17 protein-coding genes and 1 tRNA gene are annotated in these 21,782 nt (G+C 71.7%); 10 read left to right on the top strand and 8 right to left on the bottom strand.

The features are described from left to right. Positions 1-214: 214 nt before the first annotated feature. Entirely contained in the window at positions 215-1,348 is a 1,134-nt protein-coding gene (locus J0911_RS11190; RefSeq protein ID WP_207275545.1) for a S1 family peptidase, read from the top strand. Positions 1,349-1,569: 221 nt separating this feature from the next. Then, complete coding sequence (locus tag J0911_RS11185) at positions 1,570-3,045, top strand: S1 family peptidase (RefSeq protein WP_207275544.1); 1,476 nt, start codon at positions 1,570-1,572, stop codon at positions 3,043-3,045. Between the two features lie 137 nt (positions 3,046-3,182). Here the strand turns inward: J0911_RS11185 and J0911_RS11180 are convergent, their stop codons facing one another. Continuing rightward, positions 3,183-4,814: a sensor histidine kinase gene (locus tag J0911_RS11180; RefSeq protein ID WP_207275543.1), complete on the bottom strand. Its 1,632-nt coding sequence runs from the start codon at positions 4,812-4,814 to the stop codon at positions 3,183-3,185. Then, entirely contained in the window at positions 4,811-5,605 is a 795-nt protein-coding gene (locus tag J0911_RS11175) for a response regulator transcription factor (RefSeq protein ID WP_278186794.1), read from the bottom strand. Before J0911_RS11175 ends, J0911_RS11180 begins: the two co-directional genes overlap by 4 nt. Before the next feature lie 208 nt (positions 5,606-5,813). Here J0911_RS11175 and topA point away from each other — a divergent pair, with 208 nt between their 5' ends. From topA to J0911_RS11135, 8 genes are all read left to right on the top strand, one after another. After that, complete coding sequence (gene topA, locus J0911_RS11170; RefSeq protein WP_207275542.1) at positions 5,814-8,654, top strand: type I DNA topoisomerase; 2,841 nt, start codon at positions 5,814-5,816, stop codon at positions 8,652-8,654. 61 nt (positions 8,655-8,715) lie between these two features. Beyond that, a complete protein-coding gene (gene tmk / locus J0911_RS11165; protein WP_207275541.1) occupies positions 8,716-9,537 on the top strand; it encodes a dTMP kinase in 822 nt (273 codons plus the stop codon). Next, complete coding sequence (locus J0911_RS11160; protein WP_207275540.1) at positions 9,534-10,670, top strand: DNA polymerase III subunit delta'; 1,137 nt, start codon at positions 9,534-9,536, stop codon at positions 10,668-10,670. Before tmk ends, J0911_RS11160 begins: the two co-directional genes overlap by 4 nt. A gap of 144 nt (positions 10,671-10,814) precedes the next feature. Next, the gene (locus J0911_RS11155) at positions 10,815-12,437 is read left to right on the top strand and encodes an enoyl-CoA hydratase-related protein (protein WP_242636609.1); all 1,623 of its coding nucleotides are present in this window, start codon (positions 10,815-10,817) and stop codon (positions 12,435-12,437) included. Between the two features lie 241 nt (positions 12,438-12,678). Then, complete coding sequence (locus J0911_RS11150; RefSeq protein WP_207275538.1) at positions 12,679-13,335, top strand: hypothetical protein; 657 nt, start codon at positions 12,679-12,681, stop codon at positions 13,333-13,335. A 183-nt stretch (positions 13,336-13,518) separates the two neighbouring features. Continuing rightward, positions 13,519-14,142, top strand: a complete 624-nt coding sequence (locus J0911_RS11145; RefSeq protein WP_207275537.1) for a hypothetical protein — start codon at positions 13,519-13,521, stop codon at positions 14,140-14,142. A 129-nt stretch (positions 14,143-14,271) separates the two neighbouring features. Continuing rightward, entirely contained in the window at positions 14,272-15,825 is a 1,554-nt protein-coding gene (locus J0911_RS11140) for an alpha/beta hydrolase (RefSeq protein WP_207275536.1), read from the top strand. Between the two features lie 175 nt (positions 15,826-16,000). Continuing rightward, a tRNA-Thr gene (locus tag J0911_RS11135) sits at positions 16,001-16,073 on the top strand. Positions 16,074-16,138: 65 nt separating this feature from the next. Here the strand turns inward: J0911_RS11135 and J0911_RS21110 are convergent. The 6 genes from J0911_RS21110 to J0911_RS11105 form a co-directional block, all read right to left on the bottom strand. Beyond that, entirely contained in the window at positions 16,139-17,221 is a 1,083-nt protein-coding gene (locus J0911_RS21110; RefSeq protein ID WP_207275535.1) for a tyrosine-type recombinase/integrase, read from the bottom strand. Next, on the bottom strand, positions 17,218-17,391 hold the full coding sequence (locus J0911_RS11125) for a helix-turn-helix transcriptional regulator (protein ID WP_207275534.1): 174 nt from the start codon (positions 17,389-17,391) through the stop codon (positions 17,218-17,220). The genes J0911_RS21110 and J0911_RS11125 overlap by 4 nt, the downstream gene beginning before the upstream one ends. Positions 17,392-17,418: 27 nt before the next feature. Beyond that, positions 17,419-19,017: a replication initiator gene (locus tag J0911_RS11120; RefSeq protein WP_207275533.1), complete on the bottom strand. Its 1,599-nt coding sequence runs from the start codon at positions 19,015-19,017 to the stop codon at positions 17,419-17,421. Then, positions 19,014-19,337: a WhiB family transcriptional regulator gene (locus J0911_RS11115; RefSeq protein WP_207275532.1), complete on the bottom strand. Its 324-nt coding sequence runs from the start codon at positions 19,335-19,337 to the stop codon at positions 19,014-19,016. Before J0911_RS11115 ends, J0911_RS11120 begins: the two co-directional genes overlap by 4 nt. Continuing rightward, positions 19,334-20,044 (bottom strand): DUF2637 domain-containing protein, encoded by a 711-nt coding sequence (locus J0911_RS11110; RefSeq protein WP_207275531.1) that lies wholly within the window; start codon positions 20,042-20,044, stop codon positions 19,334-19,336. The genes J0911_RS11115 and J0911_RS11110 overlap by 4 nt, the downstream gene beginning before the upstream one ends. After that, the coding region (locus J0911_RS11105) for an FtsK/SpoIIIE domain-containing protein (protein WP_207275530.1) at positions 20,041-21,782 on the bottom strand (1,742 nt) is incomplete at its 5' end. The genes J0911_RS11110 and J0911_RS11105, both read right to left, overlap by 4 nt.

The raw sequence follows: 21,782 nt of genomic DNA, 5'->3' as shown, positions 1-21,782 counted from the left end.
TACGCCGTGTCGCCATGATTGGCGAGGATACCTGGATCGCGGGCGGGTACAGGAGGCCCGAACAGGGCGAACCCTGTCCGCGCCGGAGGAAAACGGCGTGGGCATACCGGTCGTGTATGACCTGGGTGCTATCTGTGCGTGGGGGACGACCCGCCCTACGGTGAGGGCGCGGGTGAAAAATCAAACCCATCCCCCATCCAAGGAGTCACGTGAGATGAGACGAACACACACACGCGCGCTCGTCGCGGCCACCGCCGCACTGACGGCTGTCGGGGGCGCCTGGACCGCGGGCACCGCGACGGCTGCGCCCGGGCAGGACTCCGCCGCCGCGTCGGCGTACGCCCCCGGCATGCTCGACGCGCTCGAGCGCGACCTCGGCCTGGGGACCGACGAGGCGGTCGAGCTCCTCCAGGCCGAGGCGCACCTCACCACGACCTCCGAGCGCCTCACCGCCTCGCTGGACGAGAGCTTCGCGGGGTCCTGGGTCGGTGACTCCGCAGACCTCACGGTCGCCGTCACCGACGCCGCGGACGTGGCCGCGGTCGAGAAGGCCGGGGCGGAGGCCGTCGTCGTCGAGCACTCCCTCGACGCGCTCGACGCCTGGACCGCCGAGCTGGACGACGCGCTCGCAGGCGCCGACGGTGTGCCGTCGTACTTCGTGGACGTCGAGGCCAACAGCATCGTGATCGGCGTGCGCGAGGACGCGCGCGCCGAGGCTGCGGCACTCGTCGAGCGGGCCGGGATCCCGGCCGACGCCGTCACCTACGAGGTCACCGACGCGGAGCCACGGCCGCTCATCGACGTCGTGGGCGGTAACGCCTACTACATCGGCAGCGGCTCGCGGTGCTCCGTCGGCTTCTCCGTGACCGGCGGCTTCGTCACCGCGGGGCACTGCGGGAGCACCGGTGCGACGACGTCCCAGCCCTCGGGGCAGTTCCGGGTCTCGAGCTTTCCGGGCAACGACTACGCGTACGTCGCCGTGGGCTCGGGCAACAACCTGGTTCCCGGCGTCAACGGCTACGACGGCAACACCTACGCCGTGACGGGGCACTCGGTCGCCCCCGTCGGCTCCACGGTGTGCCGTTCCGGGTCCACGACCGGCTGGCACTGCGGGACGATCGAGGCGCTCAACGCCACGGTGAACTACTCGCAGGGCTCCGTGTACGGGCTGATCCAGACGAACGTCTGCGCGGAGCCGGGTGACTCGGGCGGCTCGCTGCTCGCGGGCAACTCCGCCCAGGGCATGACGTCCGGCGGCTCCGGGAACTGCTCCTCCGGTGGCCGGACCTTCTTCCAGCCGGTCGGTGAGGCGTTGTCGGCCGCCGGAGTCTCGTTGCTGACGTACTGACGACGCGCCGGCGGCCGTTCCTCTGAGAGGCCGGACCCCGGCAGCACGCGACGGGGTCCGGCCCGCCCTCGAGGCCAGGCCCCGTCGCACGTCCGGTCGCCGGTGGATGTTCCATAAAGTCTGTGTATGACCCGAGTGCTATCTGGGCATGAGTTCGTTCAGCCTCTAGTGTGATTTTTGGGTGAAAATCGCCCACCAACCCACACAAGGAGTAGCTGGACATGAGACGAACACGCACCAGGGCGCTCGTCGCAGCCACCGCTGCCACGACGCTCGTCGGCGGCTTCTGGACCGCCGCCGTCGCAAACGCCTCACCGGTACCCGCACCCGAGTCCGACGTCATCGACAAGTACGAGCCCGGGCTCCTGCGCGCAATGGAGCGCGACCTGGGGCTCGAGGCCGCCGAGGCCGTCGAGCTCATGGAGTTCCAGGCCGACGCCAACATCACCGCCGACCGCCTGGCCAAGAACCTGGCCGACGAGTACGCCGGGTCGTGGCTCGACGGCGCCGAGGCGCTCACCGTCGCCGTGACCGACGCCGCCGAGGTGGCAGAGGTCGAGAAGACCGGCGCGGAAGCCGTCGTCGTCGACCACTCGCTGGAGGCCCTGGACGGCTGGAAGGCCGAACTGGACGACGTGCTCGCGGACACGAAGGGCGTGCCGTCGTTCTACGTGGACGTCGAGAGCAACCAGGTCGTCGTCGACGTGCACCGTGGCGCCAAGGCCAAGGCGGCCAAGGCGATCCGGAAGGCTGGCATCCCGGCCGGCGCCGTCAGCTACCGGGTCACCGACGAGCAGCCGCGCACGCTCATCGACGTCGTCGGCGGCAACGCCTACTACATCGGCTCCTCGCGCTGCTCCGTCGGCTTCTCCGCGACGGGCGGCTTCGTCACCGCCGGTCACTGCGGACGGGTCGGGGCGACGACGAGCTCGCCGTCGGGCACCTTCCGCACGTCGAGCTTCCCGGGCAACGACTACGCCTACGTCCAGGTGAACTCGGGCAACACGCTGATCGGCGGGGTCAACAACTACTCCGGCGGACGCGTCAACGTCTCGGGCTACTCCCAGGCCGGCGTCGGCACGTCCGTGTGCCGCTCCGGTTCGACGACCGGCTGGCACTGCGGCACCATCCAGGCGCTGAACGCCACGGTGACCTACGCGCAGGGGTCCGTGTACGGCCTGATCCGCACGAACGTCTGCGCCGAACCGGGCGACTCGGGCGGCTCGCTGCTCGCCGGCACGCTCGCGCAGGGCATGACCTCGGGCGGCTCCGGCAACTGCTCCTCCGGCGGTACCACCTACTTCCAGCCGGTGGGTGAGGCGCTGTCCGCGGCCGGGGTCTCCCTCATCACCAACGGTGGTGGCGGCGGCGACCCGCAGCCGGGTGACGACTGCTCCGACTACGAGTCGTCGTTCTCCGGCTCGGCCTCGTCCGGATCGGCCTACGCGCACCCGAGCGGCGGCTACTTCTACTCGGGCGCGGGCTCGCACGCGGGCTGCCTCGACGGACCGAGCGGCGCGGACTTCGACCTGTACCTGCAGCGGTGGAACGGCAGCAGCTGGAGCACCGTCGCACAGGGCATCACGCCGGCGCCCGACGAGACCGTGACCTACTCGGGCTCGTCCGGCTACTACCGCTGGGTCGTCGACGCGTACTCCGGCTCCGGCTCCTACACGGGCGGCTACAACGCTCCGTGACCCGGCCGGCCCGGCGTCGCACCACACCCACACCGCCTGACGCCGGGCCTCGTCGCCGATCAGCCGGCCGCCGGGAGCGGGGTTCCACGAGAACCGCCCTCCCGGCGGCCGGTCCCGTCGCCTGCCGGTCCCGTCGCCTACCGCGCCGGTCCCGCCGCAGGGATCCTGACCTCGATCGCCGTTCCTGCTCCGCCGGGTCGTCCGACGACCGCGACCGTGCCGTCGTGAGCCGCGACGACGGCCGCGACGATCGCCAGTCCGAGGCCCGTCGAGCCTTCTCCGCGGCCCCGGGCCCGGTCGCCGCGCGTGAACCGCTGGAACAGCGTCCCGCGCAGTTCCGCGGGAATTCCCGGACCGTCGTCCGACACCCGGACCACGGCACTCGCGGGGCCGGCCACCCGGCCGGCCACCCCTCCCGCCGCCCCGGTTTCCGGCGCGAGCGGTACCGGTGGTTCCGTACCGACCGACACCACCACGCGTGTTCCTTCCGGGGTGTGCATGCGCGCGTTGCCCAGCAGGTTCGCGAAGACCTGCCGCAGCCGTGCCTCGTCCCCGACGACCACCGCCTCGGGCGGGATGCCGTCGGCCTCCGGCCCGTCGGTGGCCGCGTGGTGGGCAGTGCCGTCCCCGGCGCCCGGTGCCGGGACCTGGGAGGCAGCGGTGTCCAGGTCCAGCTCCCACACGTGTCCCGGGCCGGCGGCGTGCGCGTCGGCGACCGCGTCCGCCGCGAGCGCCACGAGGTCCACGGGTGCCCGTTCCAGGGGGCGCCCCGCGTCCAGCCTGGCGAGGAGCAGGAGGTCGTCCACGAGCCCGCCCATGCGGACGGACTCCGCGTGGATCCTGGTCAGTGCGTGGTCGACGTCGGATCCCGGGCGTCGCGCGAGTTCCGCGTACCCGCGCACGGAGGCGAGGGGCGTACGGAGCTCGTGGGACGCGTCGGCGACGAACTGCCGGACCTGCGACTCGGAGTCGTGTCGCGCCGTCAGTGCGCGCTCCACGTGTCCCAGCAGGCGGTTCAGGGCGGCGCCGACCTTGCCCACCTCGGTCCGCTCGTCGGTGTGGGCGGTGGGGACGCGGGGGATGGTGCCGACCTCGCCGCGTGCGAGTTCGAGGTCGGAGGCGTTCACCGCGGCGGCGGCCACGGTGTCGAGCGGGCGTAGTGATCGTCGCACGAGCCAGGTTCCGGCGGCCGCGGCGACGGCCATGCCGCCCACGCCGATCACGATCTCGACGGCGACGTAGCGTGCCAGCGCGTCGGCGACGTCGCTGGCGGGCATGGCGACGACGGAGGGTTCGCCGTCGGCGGTCGTGGTGGCGACGGCGCGGTAGGCGCCGAGGTCGGGGACGGTCACGGCGTGGGGCCGGTCGTCGGTGGGAACGGTTTCCAGGGCGGTGATCTGCTCCTGGGTCAGTGAGGTGAACCCTTCGCCGGTGAGGTATCCGGCACGGGAGACGGTGCCGCCGTCGTAGACGAGCATGAGGGTGCCGGCACTCTGGCCGAGCCACGGGGCGTAGAGCAGCGGCGCCGTGTCGCCGGTGGATCCCGGTGCGGTGTCCGGGGGCGCGCCGAGCATTCTGGCGCGGAGCATCTGCGCGGGTGGGGAGGCGGCCCGCTGGGAGGCTTCGACGAGTTCGGCGTCGAGCTGGTCGGTGAGCTGGGAGCGCAGTGCGAGGGTGGAGGCGGTGCCGACGACGAGCGTGAACGTGAGCAGCACGAGCAGGAGCATCGCCACCAGGTGGGTGCGGAGGGTGGGAGCGAGGGGGGTCACGGGATGTCGGCCGGGGTGCTTCCGGGGGCGGGCTTGAGGACGTAGCCGACTCCGCGGAGGGTGTGGATCATCGGTTCGCGGCCTTTGTCCACCTTGCGCCGGAGGTAGGAGATGTACAGCTCGACGATGTTGGCGCGTCCGCCGAAGTCGTAGTTCCACACGTGGTCGAGGATCTGGGCCTTGGACAGCACCTTGCGGGCGTTGCGCATGAGGTAGCGCAGCAGCTCGAACTCGGTCGCGGTGAGGTGGATCTCGGTCCCGTCCCGTGTGACGTCGCGCGACTCCTCGTCCAGGACGAGATCGCCCACGACGACGGCGGCCCCGGGGCGGATCGGTGACGCGCCGGCGCGTCGCAGCAGGCCGCGCAGCCGGGCCACCACCTCTTCCAGGCTGAACGGCTTGGTGACGTAGTCGTCGCCGCCCGCGGTGAGGCCGGCGATCCGGTCCTCGACCGCGTCCTTCGCCGTGAGGAACAGGACCGGCATGTCGTGCCCGCTCGCGCGGAGGCGTCCGAGCAGTGACACCCCGTCGGAGTCCGGCAGCATGACGTCGAGTATCAGCAGGTCGGGCGCGTCCTCGCGGACGGCGGCGGTCGCCGCGTTCGCCGTCCCGGCGGTGGAGACGTCCCAGCCCTCGTAGCGCAGGGTGGCGGCGAGCAGTTCGGCGATGTTGGGCTCGTCGTCGACCACGAGGACGCGCAGGGGTGAGCCGTCGGGGCGGGTCAGATGCGGGGTGCCGGGGGCCGGGGTGGTGCCGGCGCCCGGCGTGTTCCGGTGCGCGGTCGCGGTCATGAGTTCAGTCTGCGCCCGTCGATGAGGGATCGCTGAGGCGAGCCTGTGTCGGTGCTGTGGCTGCGCCGGGCGGTGCGTGACACTGGTCTCGTCGATAGTGTCTGGTCGCGACTCGTGGCGTACCGTGAGTTTTTCCGGTGTCGCACGCGGACGTGGTGACCCGGCCCCGTGAACTCGCCCACCCCGATGCCCCAGGAAGCAGGAACGGATGCCCCAGCCACGCAAGCTCGTGATCGTCGAGTCGCCCACGAAGGCGCGGAAGATCCAGGGCTATCTCGGCGACGACTTCGAGGTCGAGGCCAGTGTGGGGCACATCCGCGACCTCCCGCAGCCGAGCGACCTGCCTCCCGAGATGAAGAAGGGCCCGTACGGGAAGTTCGCCGTCGACGTCGACAACGGGTTCGACCCCTACTACGTGGTCCACACGGACAAGAAGAAGAAGGTCACCGAGCTCAAGCGGGCGCTCAAGGAGGCCGACGAGCTCTACCTCGCCACGGACGAGGACCGCGAGGGCGAGGCGATCGCCTGGCACCTGATCCAGGAGCTGAAGCCGAAGGTGCCGGTCAAGCGGATGGTGTTCCACGAGATCACCCGCGAGGCGATCATGCGGGCGCTGGAGAACACGCGCGAGCTCGACCAGGACCTGGTCGACGCGCAGGAGACGCGGCGCATCCTCGACCGCCTCTACGGGTACGAGGTGTCGCCCGTGCTGTGGCGCAAGGTCGGCAAGGGAACGTCCGCGGGACGCGTGCAGTCCGTCGCGACGCGGCTGGTCGTCGAGCGGGAGCGGGAGCGCATGGCGTTCGTGTCCGCCGACTACTGGGACGTCACGGGGACGTTCGCGGTGGTGGACGACGCCGATCAGCCCGCCTTCCGTGCCAGGCTCGCCCAGGTCGGCGGGGACCGGGTCGCCACGGGCCGCGACTTCGACGACCGCGGGCGCCTCAAGGTGCGCACCGGCGTGGTGGCACTGGACGAGGCAGCGGCGACGGCCGTCGTCAGCGGGCTCGACGGCGCGGACTTCCAGGTCAAGAGCCTTGAGACGAAGCCGTACACGCGCCGCCCCGCGGCGCCGTTCACCACGTCCACCCTGCAGCAGGAGGCGGGCCGCAAGCTGCGCATGAGTTCCCGGCAGACCATGCGCACCGCGCAGGCGTTGTACGAGAACGGCTACATCACCTACATGCGTACCGACAGCCCGTCGCTGTCGAAGGAGGCCACCGACGCCGCACGCCGTCAGGCGGCCGAGCTGTACGGCGCGGAGTACGTGCCCGGGCCGCCACGGCTGTACCAGTCGAAGAGCAAGGGAGCCCAGGAGGCGCACGAGGCCATCCGGCCCGCCGGCGACTCGTTCCGCACGCCCGCGCAGGTGGCCGGCGAGCTCGCGGGTGACCAGTTCCGGCTGTACGAGCTGATCTGGAAGCGCACGGTGGCGTCGCAGATGGCGGACGCCAAGGGCTCGACGGCGACCGTGCGCCTGGGGGCGCACGTGGCGGCCTCCGCTCCGGCGCACGGGGGCAGCGAGGCGGTGTTCTCCGCGTCGGGCACGGTGATCACGTTCCGTGGGTTCCTCGCCGCCTACGAGGAGTCCCGCGACCTGGACCCGGACGCGGAGGGCGGGGACACGACGTCGTCGGGCAGGAACGACAAGGAGACGCGCCTGCCGCGGATGGCCGAGGGCGACGCGCTCACCGGGCGCGATCTCGCCGCCGACGGCCACACGACGTCGCCTCCCGCGCGATACACCGAGGCGTCGCTCGTCAAGGCGCTGGAGGAGCGCGGTATCGGGCGGCCGTCCACGTACGCGGCGATCATCTCGACGATCCAGGACCGCGAGTACGTGCGAAGCCGTGGTCAGGCGCTCGTGCCGACCTGGCGTGCGTTCGCCGTGGTCCGGCTGCTCGAACGGCACTTCGTGCGGCTCGTCGACTACGACTTCACGGCGGCCATGGAGGCCGACCTCGACGAGATCGCCGCCGGCGACCGCCACCGGGTGGCGTGGCTGCGGGAGTTCTACTTCGGGGAGGACGCCCCCGGCGTCGACGACGCCGGCGGCACGTCGGACGCCATCGGCGTCGACGCGCACGGCGGCGGCCTGCGAGACCTGGTCGAGCACCTCGGGGAGATCGACGCGGCGGCGATCAACTCCGTGGAGATCGGCGAGGGGATCCGCGTGCGCGTGGGTCGGTACGGGCCTTACCTGGAGGACACCCGGGCCGAGGTGCCCGACGGCGAGAAGCCGGTGCGCCCCCGCATCCCGGACGACATCGCGCCGGACGAACTCACCGTCGAGAAGGCGCGTGAACTCTTCGCCGCGGGGGCCGACGACGGTCGTGTGCTCGGCGCCGATCCCGCCTCCGGCCACCCGATCGTGGCGAGGAACGGGCGCTTCGGTCCGTACGTCACCGAGCAACTGCCGGAGCCCGACCTCGACCCGGACCTGTCCGCGGCGGCGCGGAAGCGTGCGCTCGCGAAGCTGCCGAAACCGAGGACGGCCTCCCTGTTCAAGGACATGGCGCTGGACACCGTCACGCTCGACGACGCGTTGCGGCTGCTGTCGCTGCCGCGAGTGGTGGGTACCGACCCGGAGAGCGGTACGGAGATCACCGCGCAGAACGGTCGCTACGGGCCCTACCTCAAGAAGGGGACGGACTCGCGTTCGCTCCCCACCGAGGAGTCGCTGTTCACCGTCACGCTGGAGGAGGCCCTCGAGCTGTACAAGCAGCCCAAGCGCCGTGGCCGTGCGGCCGCCGCTCCCCCGTTGCGGGAACTGGGCGAGGACCCCACCAGCAAGAAGCCGATCGTCGTGAAGGACGGCCGGTTCGGGCCGTACGTGACCGACGGCGAGACGAACCGGACGCTGCCCCGCGACCTCACACCGGACTCGATCACGCCCGACCGCGCGATCCAGCTGCTCGAGGAGAAGCGGGCGCAGGGGCCGAAGAAGAAGACCACGCGGAAGTCCACGGCCAAGAAGCCGGCGGCGAAGTCGACCGCCAAGAAGCCCGCGGCCAAGAAGTCCACGAGCACGTCGACGGCCAAGAAGTAGCGGGCTCCGGCGAGGCGCCGTAGTTCGACGCGGCGGCGGCCTCGGGCTCGTCCCGTCGTCGATGTCTCACTGCCCGGCTACTGTGGCGGGCGTGAGCACACCGGGATTCTTCATCTCCTTCGAGGGCGGCGACGGCGTCGGGAAGTCGACGCAGGCACGCCTCCTCGGTGACTGGCTGGCCGAGCTGACCGGCCGTGAGGTACTGCTCACCCGCGAGCCCGGGGGCACCGACCTCGGCAAGGAGCTGCGGGCCGCGGTGCTGCACGGTGGGGACATGGGTCCGCGCGCGGAGGCGCTCCTGTACGCGACCGACCGCGCGCACCACGTCGACTCGCTGATCCGGCCCGCCCTCGGGCGAGGCGCGGTGGTGATCACGGACCGTTACCTCGACTCGTCGGTGGCCTATCAGGCGGGCGGCCGTACGCTCGGCGAGGAGGAGGTGGAGCGCTTGTCGCTGTGGGCCACGGACGGGCTGCTCCCGGACGCCACGGTGCTGCTCGATCTCGACCCCGCCGTCGCCGCGGAACGTCGCGCCGCCACCGGGGAGGCGCCGGACCGCCTGGAACGCGCGGGCGACGAGTTCCACCGCCGAACCCGTGAGGCGTACCTGCGCCGTGCCGGAACGGACCCGGAGCGCTGGATCGTCGTCGACGCGGCCCGGCCGGTCGAGGACATCCAGGCACAGATCCGGGTGGACGTCGCGGCCCGGCTCGGGCTGACCCCGGTGGTGACCGAGGCGGTGACGGAGGCCGCCGCTCCCCTCCCGAGCAGCGGCGAGGAGCACGCCTCGCACCAGGAGGGCACCGGTGACGGCGCCACGGAACACAACCCGGCCGCGACCGGGGCGGAGAGCACGCAGACGTGGGAGGGCGAGCGGGCATGAGCGTCTGGGACGAGGTGGTGGGCCAGGAATCGGCCGTCTCCATGCTGCAGGGCTCGGTGACCCGTGCCGAGGCCATGACGCACGCCTGGCTGCTCACGGGACCGCCCGGTTCCGGACGCTCCGTCGCCGCCCGGGCGTTCGCCGCGGCACTGCAGTGCCCCCAGGGCGGCTGCGGCTCGTGCCACGCGTGCACGACGGCGCTCGCGGGCACGCACCCGGATGTCACCCTGCTGGCGACCGACAAGGTCGTCATCACGATCGACGAGGTCCGGGACCTGGTCGGCACGGCCGCTCGCACGCCCACCCTCGGGCGGTGGCGCGTGATCATCGTCGAGGACGCCGACAGGATGGCCGAACGGACCACGAACCTCCTGCTCAAGTCGATCGAGGAGCCGCCGCCCCATACGGTCTGGGTGTTGTGCGCGCCGTCCGTCCAGGACGTGCTGCCCACGATCCGCTCCCGCTGCCGAGCCGTGGTGCTGCGGGTCCCGCCGGCCGATGCCGTGGCGGACCTGCTGGTCCGGCGTGACGGCGTGGATCCGGCCGTCGCGCTCACGGCCGCACGGGCTGCGCAGAGCCACGTCGGCATGGCCCGGCGCCTGGCCCGCGACGCCGGCGCCCGGGAGCGTCGCGCGGCGGTGCTCGGCATCGCACGCCGGATCCGAGGGGTCGGGGACGCCGTGCTGGCCGCCGGCGAACTGGTCGATGTCGCCAAGCAGGAGGCAGCCGCCGCGACGGAGGAGCGGGACGCCGCCGAGAAGGCGGAACTGCTGCGTGCCCTCGGCGTGGCCGACGGCGAACCGCTGCCGCCCAAGCTGCGCTCCCAGGTGAAGCAGCTCGAGGAGAGCCAGAAGCGCCGCGCCACGCGCCGGCAACGGGACGTGCTGGACCGCGCCATGCTGGACCTGCTCTCCCTCTACCGCGATGTGCTGGTGCTTCAGCTCGGCGCCGACGTCGACCCGGTCAACGCCGAGCACGCGGGGATGGTCCGCGACCTCGCCCGGGACTCCACGCCGGAGCAGACGATCCGGCGCATGGACGCGATCGCCGTGGCGCGCCAGCGTCTCGACGGCAACGTCGCACCGCTGCTCGCGTGCGAGGCGATGACGATCGCGCTGCGGCCACAGGGGTGATCGGGTCGCCATCAACGTCCCGTGTTGTCCGGAATGAGCATCGCTCGCTAGGCTCACGGCTCGGCACCCCCCGAGGCCAGAACCCACAACTGAAGGAGCCCCGTCGCGATGCGGATCCTGCTGCTCGTCTCAGCATTCAACGGCTTGACCCAACGTGTGTGGTGCCACCTCCGGGAGCACGGGCACGACGTCGGCCTCGAGCTGGCCGGAACGTTCGACAAGCCGCGGGAACTCGTCGCCGCCGTGGAGGCCGCGGCGCCGGACCTGATCCTGTGCCCGTTCCTGAAGCACCGCGTGCCCGAACAGGTCTGGCGCAGGTACCCGACCGTGATCGTGCACCCCGGCCCGGTAGGGGACCGCGGGCCCTCGTCGCTCGACCACGCGATCCTCGACGGGCGTCCGCAGTGGGGCGTCACGGCACTCTCCGCCGTCGAGGAGATGGACGCGGGTCCCGTCTGGGCGTCGAACGTGTTCGACATGCCGGCCGCGCCGACCTCCAAGGCGGCCCTGTACAACAGCCGTGTGGCCGACGCCGCGATGGCGTGCGTGGACGAGGTGCTGCGCAAGGCCGGCAGCGGTGACCTGCCGATCGATGCGGACCAGTGCCTGCGGGTCGTCGCCGACACCGGCGAGCGCCCGCTGCTGCGCCGCAAGGACTTCGAGCTCGACTGGGCCGAACCGGCCGAGGAACTCGCCCGCCGCGTCGCCGCGGCGGACAGCGCCCCCGGGGCCCCGGCCGACGTGCAGGGGCGCCGGGTGTGCCTGTTCGACGCCGTCGCCTCCGACACCGAGACGGGCGCGGCACCCGGAACCGTCGTCGGGCACAACGTGGACGCCGTGGCCATCGCCTGCGGGACGGGCACGCTCTGGGTCGGCTATGCCGCCGTGCTCACCGAGCGTCGCGGTACCAAGCTGCCCGCCGCACGGGTGATCGACGCCAGCCGGACCCCCTACCTCAAGATTCCCGACGCACTCGCCGAGACCTCGTACGTCCGGGACGAGCACGTCGGCTACCTCACGCTCCGCTCCTACAACGGGGCGATGTACGCCGAGCAGTGCCGGCGGTTCACCGGTGCCGTCGAGAAGGCGCTCACCGAGGACACCCGGGTGCTCGTGGTGCGCGGCACCGAGCACACGTTCTCCAACGGCATCCATCTCGGCGTGATCGACGCGGCACCGGACCCTGCCGCCGAGGCCTGGGAGAACATCTGGGCGATCGACGAGCTGTGCCTCGTGCTGGCCAACGCCGACCAGCTCACCATGACCGCCTTCACGGCGAACGCCGGGGCCGGTGGCGTGATGGCGGGGCTCTGCACGGATGTCACCGTCGCGCGCGACGGCGTGGTCCTCAACCCGTACTACGACATGGGAATCTACGGTTCGGAGCTGCACTCGTGGGCCCTGCCGCAGCGGGTCGGCGAGCAGCGTGCCGACACGCTGCTGCACCGCAAGCTGCCGATCTCGGCCGCCGAGGCGGACCGGATCGGCATGCTCTCCGGCGTCGGTCCGCGGGACATGGCGGCCTTCGATGCCTGGCTCGCCGAGACCGCCCGCGGGTACGCCGAGCCGGCCACGCTCGCCACGATGCTCGCGCAGAGCGCGGAGCGGCGCGCCCGGTCCAAGCCGCTCTCGTACCACCAGACCGTCGAGCTGGCGGAGATGGCGCGGGACTTCTTCGACGACCGCAACGGTTTCTCCGACCTGCGTCGCCGCTTCCTCGCGAAGGTGGCGCCCGAGGTGACCCCGGCGAAGCTCCGGTTCGGCTGATCCATCCGGCCGCGGCCGGATCGCCCCTGCGGACCGCCCGCCCCGGACTGTTCCCGGGCGCACTGTTCGCGGGCGTCGGCCGCGGGCCGGCGACGACCGGGCCGGCCCCGCTCCGAGGAAGAGGCAACGCAACCGAACGCACTGTCGCTGCCGCGCGCACCGCAGTGTGCACATCCTGGGCGTAGCGGGCGCCCATCACCCGATGTGGCGCGCCCGACCCGAGACCCAGGGGGTTGACGCCATGAAGGATGCAGTTCGCCAGTGCTCGCCGCGCGGCGTGACGGCGGTGGGGGCGGGTATCGCACTCGCCCTGCTGACCGCCGGTGCCGCGGCTCCCGCCGGAGCGGCGGCCGGCCCGGCCGCCGGACCGCCAGGCGTCGTGAGCGGCACGGACCCGGCCTCCGGTGCGCACGGAGAAGGCACGCCGCCCGAAGCCGCCCCATGGGCCGGCGAGGGCACCCTGTCGCCCGACGACTTCTTCGTTCTCGAACCGGGCCGGAGCCGGCTCGGCCTACCTCCCGGCGTCCCGTTCGACGACGCCACCGGGACGACCGCCGGGGGGGCGTGGACACCCGTGCCCGGCCTGCTGTACGTCGTGACGCTCGGGTCCAGCAGCTGTCCCCGGATCGCTCAGCCGGTGGCGACCAACAGCATGGCGGGTTCCGGACTCGCCGCGGACGGCGACGTGGCCGACATCGACGTCACGCTCCCCGAGCCGGAGTCCGGTGTCGTGTGCACGACGGACTGGGTGCCGACGACCACCGTGGTCGCGGCGCCCGAGGGGAAGGACCACGGTGCGGTCGTGTCGCTCCGGATCGACGGGCTGGGCAAGGTCGACCTCCGGCCCCGGCCGGCCGACGGCGAACCGGGCCCGCCGTCGTGGATCGACGCCGGGTGACGGGGTACCGGCCGCAGAGACCTGCGCGGCGAGCCCCGCGCCTCGCCTGACCGGTCCTACCGCATCGACTTCCGGTCCGGGTGCAAGCCTGCCGGGTCGGACGACATGTGCGGGGTGGGTGACGCTCCGGAGTGTGGGCCGGAGCGTCACCCACCACATCCGCCGGTGAGGAAGGATCGCGACATGACGAGGACGACGGGCACCCGTGGCATGCGGTTCGCCGGCCTGGCCGCAGCGGTACTGGCGTGCGCGGTACTGGCCGGCTGTGCCGGGGCCGACACGACGGGCGGTTCCGGCGCGAGCACACCCGTGACGGACGAGAGCACGGCCGGGAGCACGCCGTCGGACACCCCCGGCACCGGCGACGAGGAGAGCGACATGGACGACGACGGAGCACGCAACCTCAGGCCGAAGAACTCGGCGACCGAGATCGACCCGCTGACGGCCGGCGCCACCGGCACGGGACTGCCGGAGGGGGTGGAGGGCAGCACGTCGTCGCCCGCGGGAGCGGCCTGGTCACCCGAACCGGGCCTGATCTACGTGGTCACGAACGACTCCAGCTCCTGCCCGATCATCGCCGAACAGACCGCCACGGAACAGGACGGCCAGGTCGTCGTGGGCCTCCTGCCACGGCGGGACGGCATGTGCACGATGGACTGGGTGCCCACCACGAGCGTCGTGCGGATGCCGGACGGCGTCGAGGACGGTGCCGCGGTGACGGTACGCCTCGGTGACAAGGGCACGCTGGACCTTCCCGCGCGGGAGAAGGACGGCGATCCCGGACCGATCGCGTGGGTCGCGAACTGAGGTCCAGGTCGTCGCGTGACGGGGCCGGCATCCGGCTGGAGCGGGATGCCGACGGAAACGTCGTGAGGGTGCGGTGAATCCTGCCCGGCGCGGACCGGTCCCGGTCGCGATTTTCGATAGGTTGTCCAGGTGATCCGCCCAGCCCGACGCCCCGCGGCCGTCGTCGCCTGCCTGCTCGTGCCCGTCCTGCTGCTCGCGGCGTGCGCGGTGCCGCCCAAGAACCAGGTGGCGCTCGAAGACGTCGGAAAGTCCGGGAACGGGGCAGGCGGAAACCTCGCCGCCGCGTCGGGCGCACCCGACGGGTTCGAGGACTTCTACACGCAGGCAGTCGAATGGAACGACTGCAGCGGCTTCCAGTGCGCCACCGTGGACGCCCCGCTCGACTGGGACGACGCAGGTGCCGGCAGCATCGAGATCGCGATGAAGAAACTGCCTGCCACCACGGACGAGCCGCAGGGGTCACTGCTCGTCAACCCCGGCGGTCCGGGGGCGTCCGGCATCGGGCTCGTGGAGCAGACCAGCAACTTCGGTTTCCGCCTGCGCGCGGAGTTCGACATCGTCGGGTTCGATCCGCGTGGCGTCGGCGAGTCCACGCCTGTGACGTGCGTGGACGACGAGGCGAAGGACGAGTTCCTCACCACTGACTACCCGGACACCGACGAGGGCATCGCCCAGCAGATCGCCGCCGTCCGCGAGTGGGGCCAAGCCTGTGCGGACAACACGGGCGAACTGCTCGGCAACGTCGACACGCAGAGCGCGGCGCGCGACATGGACATGCTGCGCGCCGTGCTGGGCGACGAGAAGCTGAACTATCTCGGCTACTCCTACGGCACGCAACTGGGCGCCACCTACGCCGGGCTGTTCCCCGGTAACACGGGCCGGCTCGTCCTCGACGGCGCCATCGACATCACCCTCAGCCCCGACGAGGTGGCGGCGGAGCAGGCCGTCGGCTTCGAGAACGCCCTGCGCGCGTACGTCGAGGACTGCCTCGCCGGGTCGGAGTGTCCCCTCGGAGGGTCCGTCGACGTGGGCCTGCAGCAGATCCGGGCCATGGTGAACGACGCGGCGGCACACCCCATATCGACGTCTTCCGGCCGCGCGGTGACCAAGAAGCTCGCGTTCTACGGCGTCGCCATGCCGCTGTACAACGAGGCCAACTGGTCGTACCTGACCACGGCCCTGCAGGAGATCTTCTGGGAGAGCAGGGGTGACACCCTCCTGCTGCTCGCCGACAACTACAACGACCGGAACCCTGACGGCAGCTTCAACTCCAACAGCGAGGAAGCGTTCCGTGCCATCAACTGTGCGGACGGCCGTGCCACCGAGGACCTCGAGGAGATGCGGAACCTCGCCGCGGAGATCGTGGAGGACGCCCCGACGCTCGGTGAGTCGTTCGGCTTCTCCGGCGTCGACTGCGCGGACTGGCCGTACCCGCCCGCCGAGCAGGAGTTCGACATCCACGCGAAGGGGGCGGCGCCGATCATGGTGATCGGCACGACCAACGACCCCGCGACGCCGTACCGCTGGTCCGAGGCGTTGGCGCGCACGCTCGACTCCGGCTTTCTCGTCACGTACGAGGGTGAGGGCCACACCGCCTACGGCCGCTCCAACGAGTGCGTCAACGGAGCCGTGGAGGACTACCTCGTGGACGGCACCGTCCCCGACGGTGAACTGACCTGCTGACCGAGCCGACGACGACGGCCACGGCGGGCGCGACCCTTGCCCGCGGCGGGTCCGCGAGGCAGATCGCCCGTCATGGACCGGACGACGCAGATCACATCCGATTCGCTTTGGTGACTCGGCCCGACGTCAGGTACTGTTGGGGCCGCTGCCAGGTGGTCCACCACCCGGAAGCAACGCCGCCTTAGCTCAGTCGGTAGAGCGGTTCACTCGTAATGAACAGGTCGACAGTTCGATTCTGTCAGGCGGCTCAACGACGGAAAACCCCGCACGACCAGGGATCACATCCCGCCGGTCGGTCGGGGTTTTTCGCGTCTCAGGCACCGTCACGCGCATCTCGCGCACCCCCCGCGCTCCCCAGGCCGTCATTCAGCTTGTTCAGACCCGCCTTGTCCGCATCGGTCCCGAGGAAGTGCAGGTAGCGGTTCGTCGTCGCAATCGACTCGTGCCCGCACCACGCCTGTACGGTCCCCGGCTCCACCCCGCGAGACAGCCACAGGCACGCCGCAGTGTGGCGCAGATCGTGCAGACGACGACCCCGACCCGTCTTCTTCCACTGGAGTTCCCGCACGGTGTGAGTGCGCCAGAGCTGGCCACCACCTCGGGTCGTGAACAACAGGTCACCCGGAGCCTTGCCCTCCGCGAAGCTCCGCACGATCGACAGCACGCGATCGGCCAGCGGCACGCGCCGTACAGACCGCCCCTTGGTCGACTTCACCGCGAACCCTTCCGGCTGGCTGCGCCGCACCATCAGACCCGGAGTCGGCACCTCCACGAAGTTCGCGACCTGCATCGCACGCACCTCGCCCCAGCGCAGACCCGTCCACCCCATCACCAACAGGATGTCCGCCAGGCGCTCGTCCTTCATCTTCCACGTGAGGTAGGCCGCCTCCAGCTCGTACTCACTGAACGGATCCATTTCAGCGACCTCATCGGAACCCTTGGGCACCTTGACCCCCGTGACCGGGTTGGACGCGATCAGCTTCTCGCGCACGCACCAGGCGAAGAACGCCGACAGGCTCGCCCGGTAGCGCACCACCGAGCCATCAGCGAGCCCTTTGGCCAACAGCGTCTCGAACGAGCGCGCGACCTCACGCTCCGAGATGGCCGACAGGTGCACGTTCTTCATGCTGGTGGGCAGGAGTCGCACCATGTTGCGGTCACCCCTGTACGTCGTCGGCGCGACGGTCGACTCACGGACCTTCAGCCACCGCTCAACGACCAGGCTCACGCGCTCCTTGCCCGCCCGCGGGTCGATCCCACCGTCGAGGGCGGCTTTCTCCCGCTTGAGCCAGGCCGACGCCTCCTTCTTCGTGTCGAAGGTGCGCGAGCCCACGAACTGCCGACCGTTCTTGAGCTGGGCCCGGAACCGGCCACCGGGTGTCTTGCGGATGCTCACGCCGCCACCGCTTCCAGCCACTGCGCGACGTGCTCACGCCGGTAGCGCGGCAGCGACTCCGACAGCCACGTCACCCGAGGTCCCCGGCCCGCCAGCCGCCACCGGCACACCGTCGAGGGCGCGACCTTCAACCACGCCGCGACTTCCTCAGTCGTCAGATACTCATCCATCGCTACATCCCCTTCCGCGTGTGTCTGTCACGCCGTCGTCGTGTTCTGCTTGCGCTGATCGGCCTGCCATTGGGCGTATTCGCGGGCGCGTGCGGCTGCGGCGTCGGCGAGGATCTTGTCTCCGGGTGAGCCCCATCCGGCGGCGCGGAAGGTCCATTCGCCGACCACGAGGGTGGTCTCGTCGTCCTCGTCGGCCAGGAGCCGCCGTTCGAGATCTGCCACGTCCAGGGGCACGCCGCGGCGGTCGGCATCAGCCTTGAGGCGGGCGTAACGAGCGCGGGCGGTGCGCAGCTTGCCGAGCGTGACCGAGTAGGCGCGGGACTTGGACGAGAAGTGGCCCCGGAAGCCGAGCATGCGCGCCCATTTCGCCAGCAGCCGGTAGGGCGAGTCGGCGCACGTGCCGCACCAGCAGCCCTCGTCGTCGTCCGGGTCCGGGCCGTCCAGGGTGCGGCAGGCGGTGGCTGCCCGTTCGGCCAGGTACCGGGAGGTTTGTGCCATGCGGGCCAGGTGGGGGCGTGGTGCGGCGGGGTCGACGCCGGTGGACTTGGTGGAGTACTTCGCCAGGTAGCCGGCCACCTGCTCGGGGCTCAGCTTCCCGCCGTCGTCGTTGGTGTCCGGTAGGCCAGTGCGCACGGTCCGCACTTTCTGCTGTTCTCCGAAGGACAGCAGGCGCGGCACGTCTGCACCGTCGACCGGAGGAGCCTCGAACGACACCGCGGCGATGGCGTGTTCGACGGCGGCTTTGAGCGCTTCCCCGTCCAAGGGCGCGGGGTTCCCGGCCTCGGTCAGGCGTGCGCCGATGGGGGCGGTGTTGGGTCCGTCGAGGCGGATGAGGGCGTGGAAGTGCACGAGGCCGCGTGCTTGGAATTCGGCGACCTTGGCGAACTCGAACGAGGCGTGGTCGCGCAGCTTCGATTCGGGGACGCCGAGCACGGACGCCAGGTGGCGCCGCAGGGTGATGGTGAAGCGTCGCCACAGTTCCGGGGCCCACCACTGCCAGATGACGGCGGTGTTCCAGTCGTAGCAGTCGAAGCACAACGGCTCCCCCAGGTGCACATCGTCGGGGGTGTGTTTGCGCCAGCACGAGACGGGTCGGCCGTGGCGGCAGCGCTTGGCCCGTCCTCGGGGCAGACAGGGCGCCGGTGAACCGTCGGACGTGGTCCGGATGCCGTGGACGTGTCCGACGCTGGGGGCGGTGAGGGTGGCGAACACCAGTGGGTTCGCCGTCACGGTGGTGGGGACGGTCTTGCCGCCGACGGCTCCGGCGCGGATCATCTCGAACGTGTCCCGGGCATACACGCGCGAGCAGGCCGGGCAGACATCGGCACGCCGGTTGCCGCACGCCCGGTACAGCTCGCCCAACGGCGCATCCGTGGACCGGTACTCGGACAGCACCTCACCGGTGGCGCGGTCGATGGTCATCGAGGAGCCCGCGAGTCGGACCGGGTGGGAGCAGTAACCGACCGAGGCCGCCACGTCGGCGAAGGCCCCGGTGGTGCGGTTGCGGAGTCGACCGATGAGGGAGCCGACTTCGGCGTCGGTGAGGTTCCCCAGGTCCAAAGGCGCGTCTGGCCCGAACCCGGGGAACCCCGACCCGCCCGCCTCGGGGACGTCGAGGACGCTCACGCGGCCCCCACCAGGTCTAGGCCCAGGGTGTCCTGCACCGCCACGCCGTCCAGGGCGGCGGCCGCGGTGTCGTTGTCAAGCTCGGCGGTGCCGCGCTGGCTGCCTGCCCAGAACCCGGACGTCATGGCCCGTGCTTCGACCCCGCAGGCCAGCCGGACCGGGCAGCCAGCGCACACGCGCGCCATGGCGGCGATCTGGAGGGGCGAGGCGATGCCGGGTTCTTCGATCCAGGGCAGCAGCCGGGCCGGACCGGACGTGCATGCGCCGTCGGCCATCCAGTCGGGCAGCGGTCCCGCCAGGAGCAGGGTGGGGGCGGTCATGAGGTCACCGCCGCAGGCTCGAAGTCCAGGCCCGGCAGGGTCGCCTGGGCAAGCGGGGCGGCGCGGCCCACGCGAGGCGCACGACGCACCACCGGCGCAGGGACAGGCGTAGGAGCCGGGACCGGCTCAGGCCTCGTCTCGGCCGGGGCGGATTGTTCGGCAGGCGTGGCGATCGCGGGCACGGGCTCCGGCTCGGCAGCCGGGACGACCTCAGCGGCACGGACCGAGACCGGCTCAGGAGTAGTGACCGGCTCAGCGGCGAGGCCCGCGCCGGGTGCGTCGGCGACCACGAGGGAGGCCAGCGCGTGAGTGGACGTCAGTACCGACAGGGGCGCGAGGGCGACCAGGACGACGCCGACGAGGGCGCGGACCTCGGGACCGACGTCGTAGGCGTGGGCGGCGTTCGCGCCGACGCTGACCACGGTGAATCCGAACATCAGGAGCCAGGCCCAGGCTGAGGAGCGTCCGCGTGCCCGCAGCACGAGCGCGACCAGCCCGTAGACGAGGACCGAGGCGTCGATCACGACCGGCACGAGGAACGCCAGCGCTTCGGGGACGCGGCCCCAGGTCGCGGCATCCCGTAGGGAGGCGAACGACAGGGCGAACGAGGCCAGGGCGACCGCGACGGTCAGGGCGACGGTGAAGACGAGGACGGGCCGGGAGTCGGCCGCGATCCGGGCGACGGGCCCGGCGGGAGGGCGGGTCATGAGCTTGTCTCCTGTTCGGTCGTGGCCGTGTCGGCGGCCTGGGTGGTGGCGTCGGCCGGGCGGCGGTTGCGGGTGGACTTGCGTGCCGAGCGCTTGCGCTTGGGGGTCTCCGTCGTCGAGGCAGCGGCGTCGTTGACGGGGTTGTCGTTGGCCGGGCCGTTGTCGGTCGGGCCGGGGTTGGTCGCAGCGTCGGGGACGGGCAGATGTCCGCCGGCGGCGAGCCAGGCCGAGGCCGCATCCGCCACCGGGGCCGGGGCGGGGGTGTCGGTGTAGGCGGGTGCGGGGTAGCGGCCCGCGACGGCGCGGATGAGCCGGTCGGGCCAGTAGTCGAACCGGCACAGGGTCGGGGTGCCGTCCTCGGTCACGAGGTAGGCCGTCCCCGCCGTAGCCGAGACACCGCCGGGCTGGATGTCGGCCGGGATGTCATGGGCCGGTGCCAGGGGTGCGGCGGTGCCCAGCACCATGTCGGTTTCGACCTCTGAGTCCAGGCGCAGGGCGATCTTCTGCGGCCACAGACCCCGGGTGCCGCCCAACGCTTCCTGCCGGGGGTTCTGCACACACCCGAGGACGACGACGCCGAGGGCCCGGCCCTGGGTGAGCAGCTTGGACAAGAGGCGTTCGGCCTCGCGCTTGTGCTCGAACTCGGAGTAGGCCATCAGGTCGGCCAACTCGTCGATCACGAGCACGTGCAGCGGGGCATCGGGGGTCGCGTCATGGTTTCGCGAGACACCACGCATGAGAGCCCCGCGCTCGTTCATGATCCGCACCAGGGTTCCCAGCACGGTCACGGCCTGTTCGGCGGTGTAGGCGACCTGCCCGAACAAGGCACGGCCCGTCTCGACCTCGATGCCCTGTTTCAGGTCCACGCCCCACAGCCGCACATACCCCGCATGCACGGCCGGGGCCAGGTTGCCCGCGACCGACCAGAGGACCGAGCCCTTCCCGGCGCCGGTCGCGCCGACGACGAGGGTGTGTCGGCCGCGCACCACCAGGTCCAGCCGCCGCCCGTCACGGCGCATGCCTGCCGGAACGACGCCCACCGGAGCCGCGCCCGAGAATTCGGCCGGCATCACCGCCGTACGCGGGGCAAGGCGCGCGATGAGGAACAGCACCAGATCGACCACGCCAGGCTTCACGGGGCGTAGCTCGTGACCGTGCGCGCCGTAGGCCGTGGCGATCCGCGAGGCGGCACGAACGATGTCGTCGACCGTCTGCCCAACCACGACGTTCAGGCGCAGCACGGCCGCACCGGGAGCGAACCGCACCTTGATACCGGGCACGAGGACTCCGCCGTCGGGTTGACGCACACCGAGCCCGGCAGCCGTGCCCACGGCCTCGGAGCCCTTGCGGCCCCATCGGGCGGGGGTACCGGTGAGCCAGCGGCGCACGTACCAGACCCGCAGCCGCGAACGCCGGTATGCGGCCGGAGCGGCGGCGGCCCACAGGCCGAACAGCAGGCCGGGAGACCAGAAGAGCGCCCACACGATCGCAGGTCCCGTCAGGGTCGAGTTCGGCCAGCCCGAGGCTTCCAGCCCCAGCCACAGCAGGCCTGCGACCACGAGCCCGAACACAGACAGAAGCAGGTGGCGACCCGCCCACGCGAACGTGGCCTGCACGAGCATCCACGAGCGGCCCAGCACGAAGGCCAGGACCGCGAACAGGGCCCGCAGCACGACACCGAGGACGCCGGGGCGGCCCAGGGTGGCGGCGTGGGTGCGGGCCCGAGCCCGGGCCACAG

Origin of the sequence: Myceligenerans salitolerans (genome assembly GCF_017349295.1) — a bacterium.
Classification (GTDB): Bacteria; Actinomycetota; Actinomycetes; order Actinomycetales; family Cellulomonadaceae; genus Myceligenerans; species Myceligenerans salitolerans.
The sequence above is the reverse complement of the archived record's forward strand: the minus strand, read 5'-3'. Positions and strand labels throughout refer to the sequence as shown.

Coding starts and splice junctions, on each gene's coding strand:
- topA (WP_207275542.1), top strand. CDS start 5,814: ATGCCCCAGCCACGCAAGCTCGTGATCGTCGAGTCGCCCACGAAGGCG.
- J0911_RS11115 (WP_207275532.1), bottom strand. CDS start 19,337: ATGACCGCCCCCACCCTGCTCCTGGCGGGACCGCTGCCCGACTGGATG.
- tmk (WP_207275541.1), top strand. CDS start 8,716: ATGTCTCACTGCCCGGCTACTGTGGCGGGCGTGAGCACACCGGGATTC.
- J0911_RS11145 (WP_207275537.1), top strand. CDS start 13,519: ATGACGAGGACGACGGGCACCCGTGGCATGCGGTTCGCCGGCCTGGCC.
- J0911_RS11175 (WP_278186794.1), bottom strand. CDS start 5,605: ATGACCGCGACCGCGCACCGGAACACGCCGGGCGCCGGCACCACCCCG.
- J0911_RS11125 (WP_207275534.1), bottom strand. CDS start 17,391: ATGGATGAGTATCTGACGACTGAGGAAGTCGCGGCGTGGTTGAAGGTC.
- J0911_RS11185 (WP_207275544.1), top strand. CDS start 1,570: ATGAGACGAACACGCACCAGGGCGCTCGTCGCAGCCACCGCTGCCACG.
- J0911_RS11160 (WP_207275540.1), top strand. CDS start 9,534: ATGAGCGTCTGGGACGAGGTGGTGGGCCAGGAATCGGCCGTCTCCATG.
- J0911_RS11110 (WP_207275531.1), bottom strand. CDS start 20,044: ATGACCCGCCCTCCCGCCGGGCCCGTCGCCCGGATCGCGGCCGACTCC.
- J0911_RS11190 (WP_207275545.1), top strand. CDS start 215: ATGAGACGAACACACACACGCGCGCTCGTCGCGGCCACCGCCGCACTG.
- J0911_RS11150 (WP_207275538.1), top strand. CDS start 12,679: ATGAAGGATGCAGTTCGCCAGTGCTCGCCGCGCGGCGTGACGGCGGTG.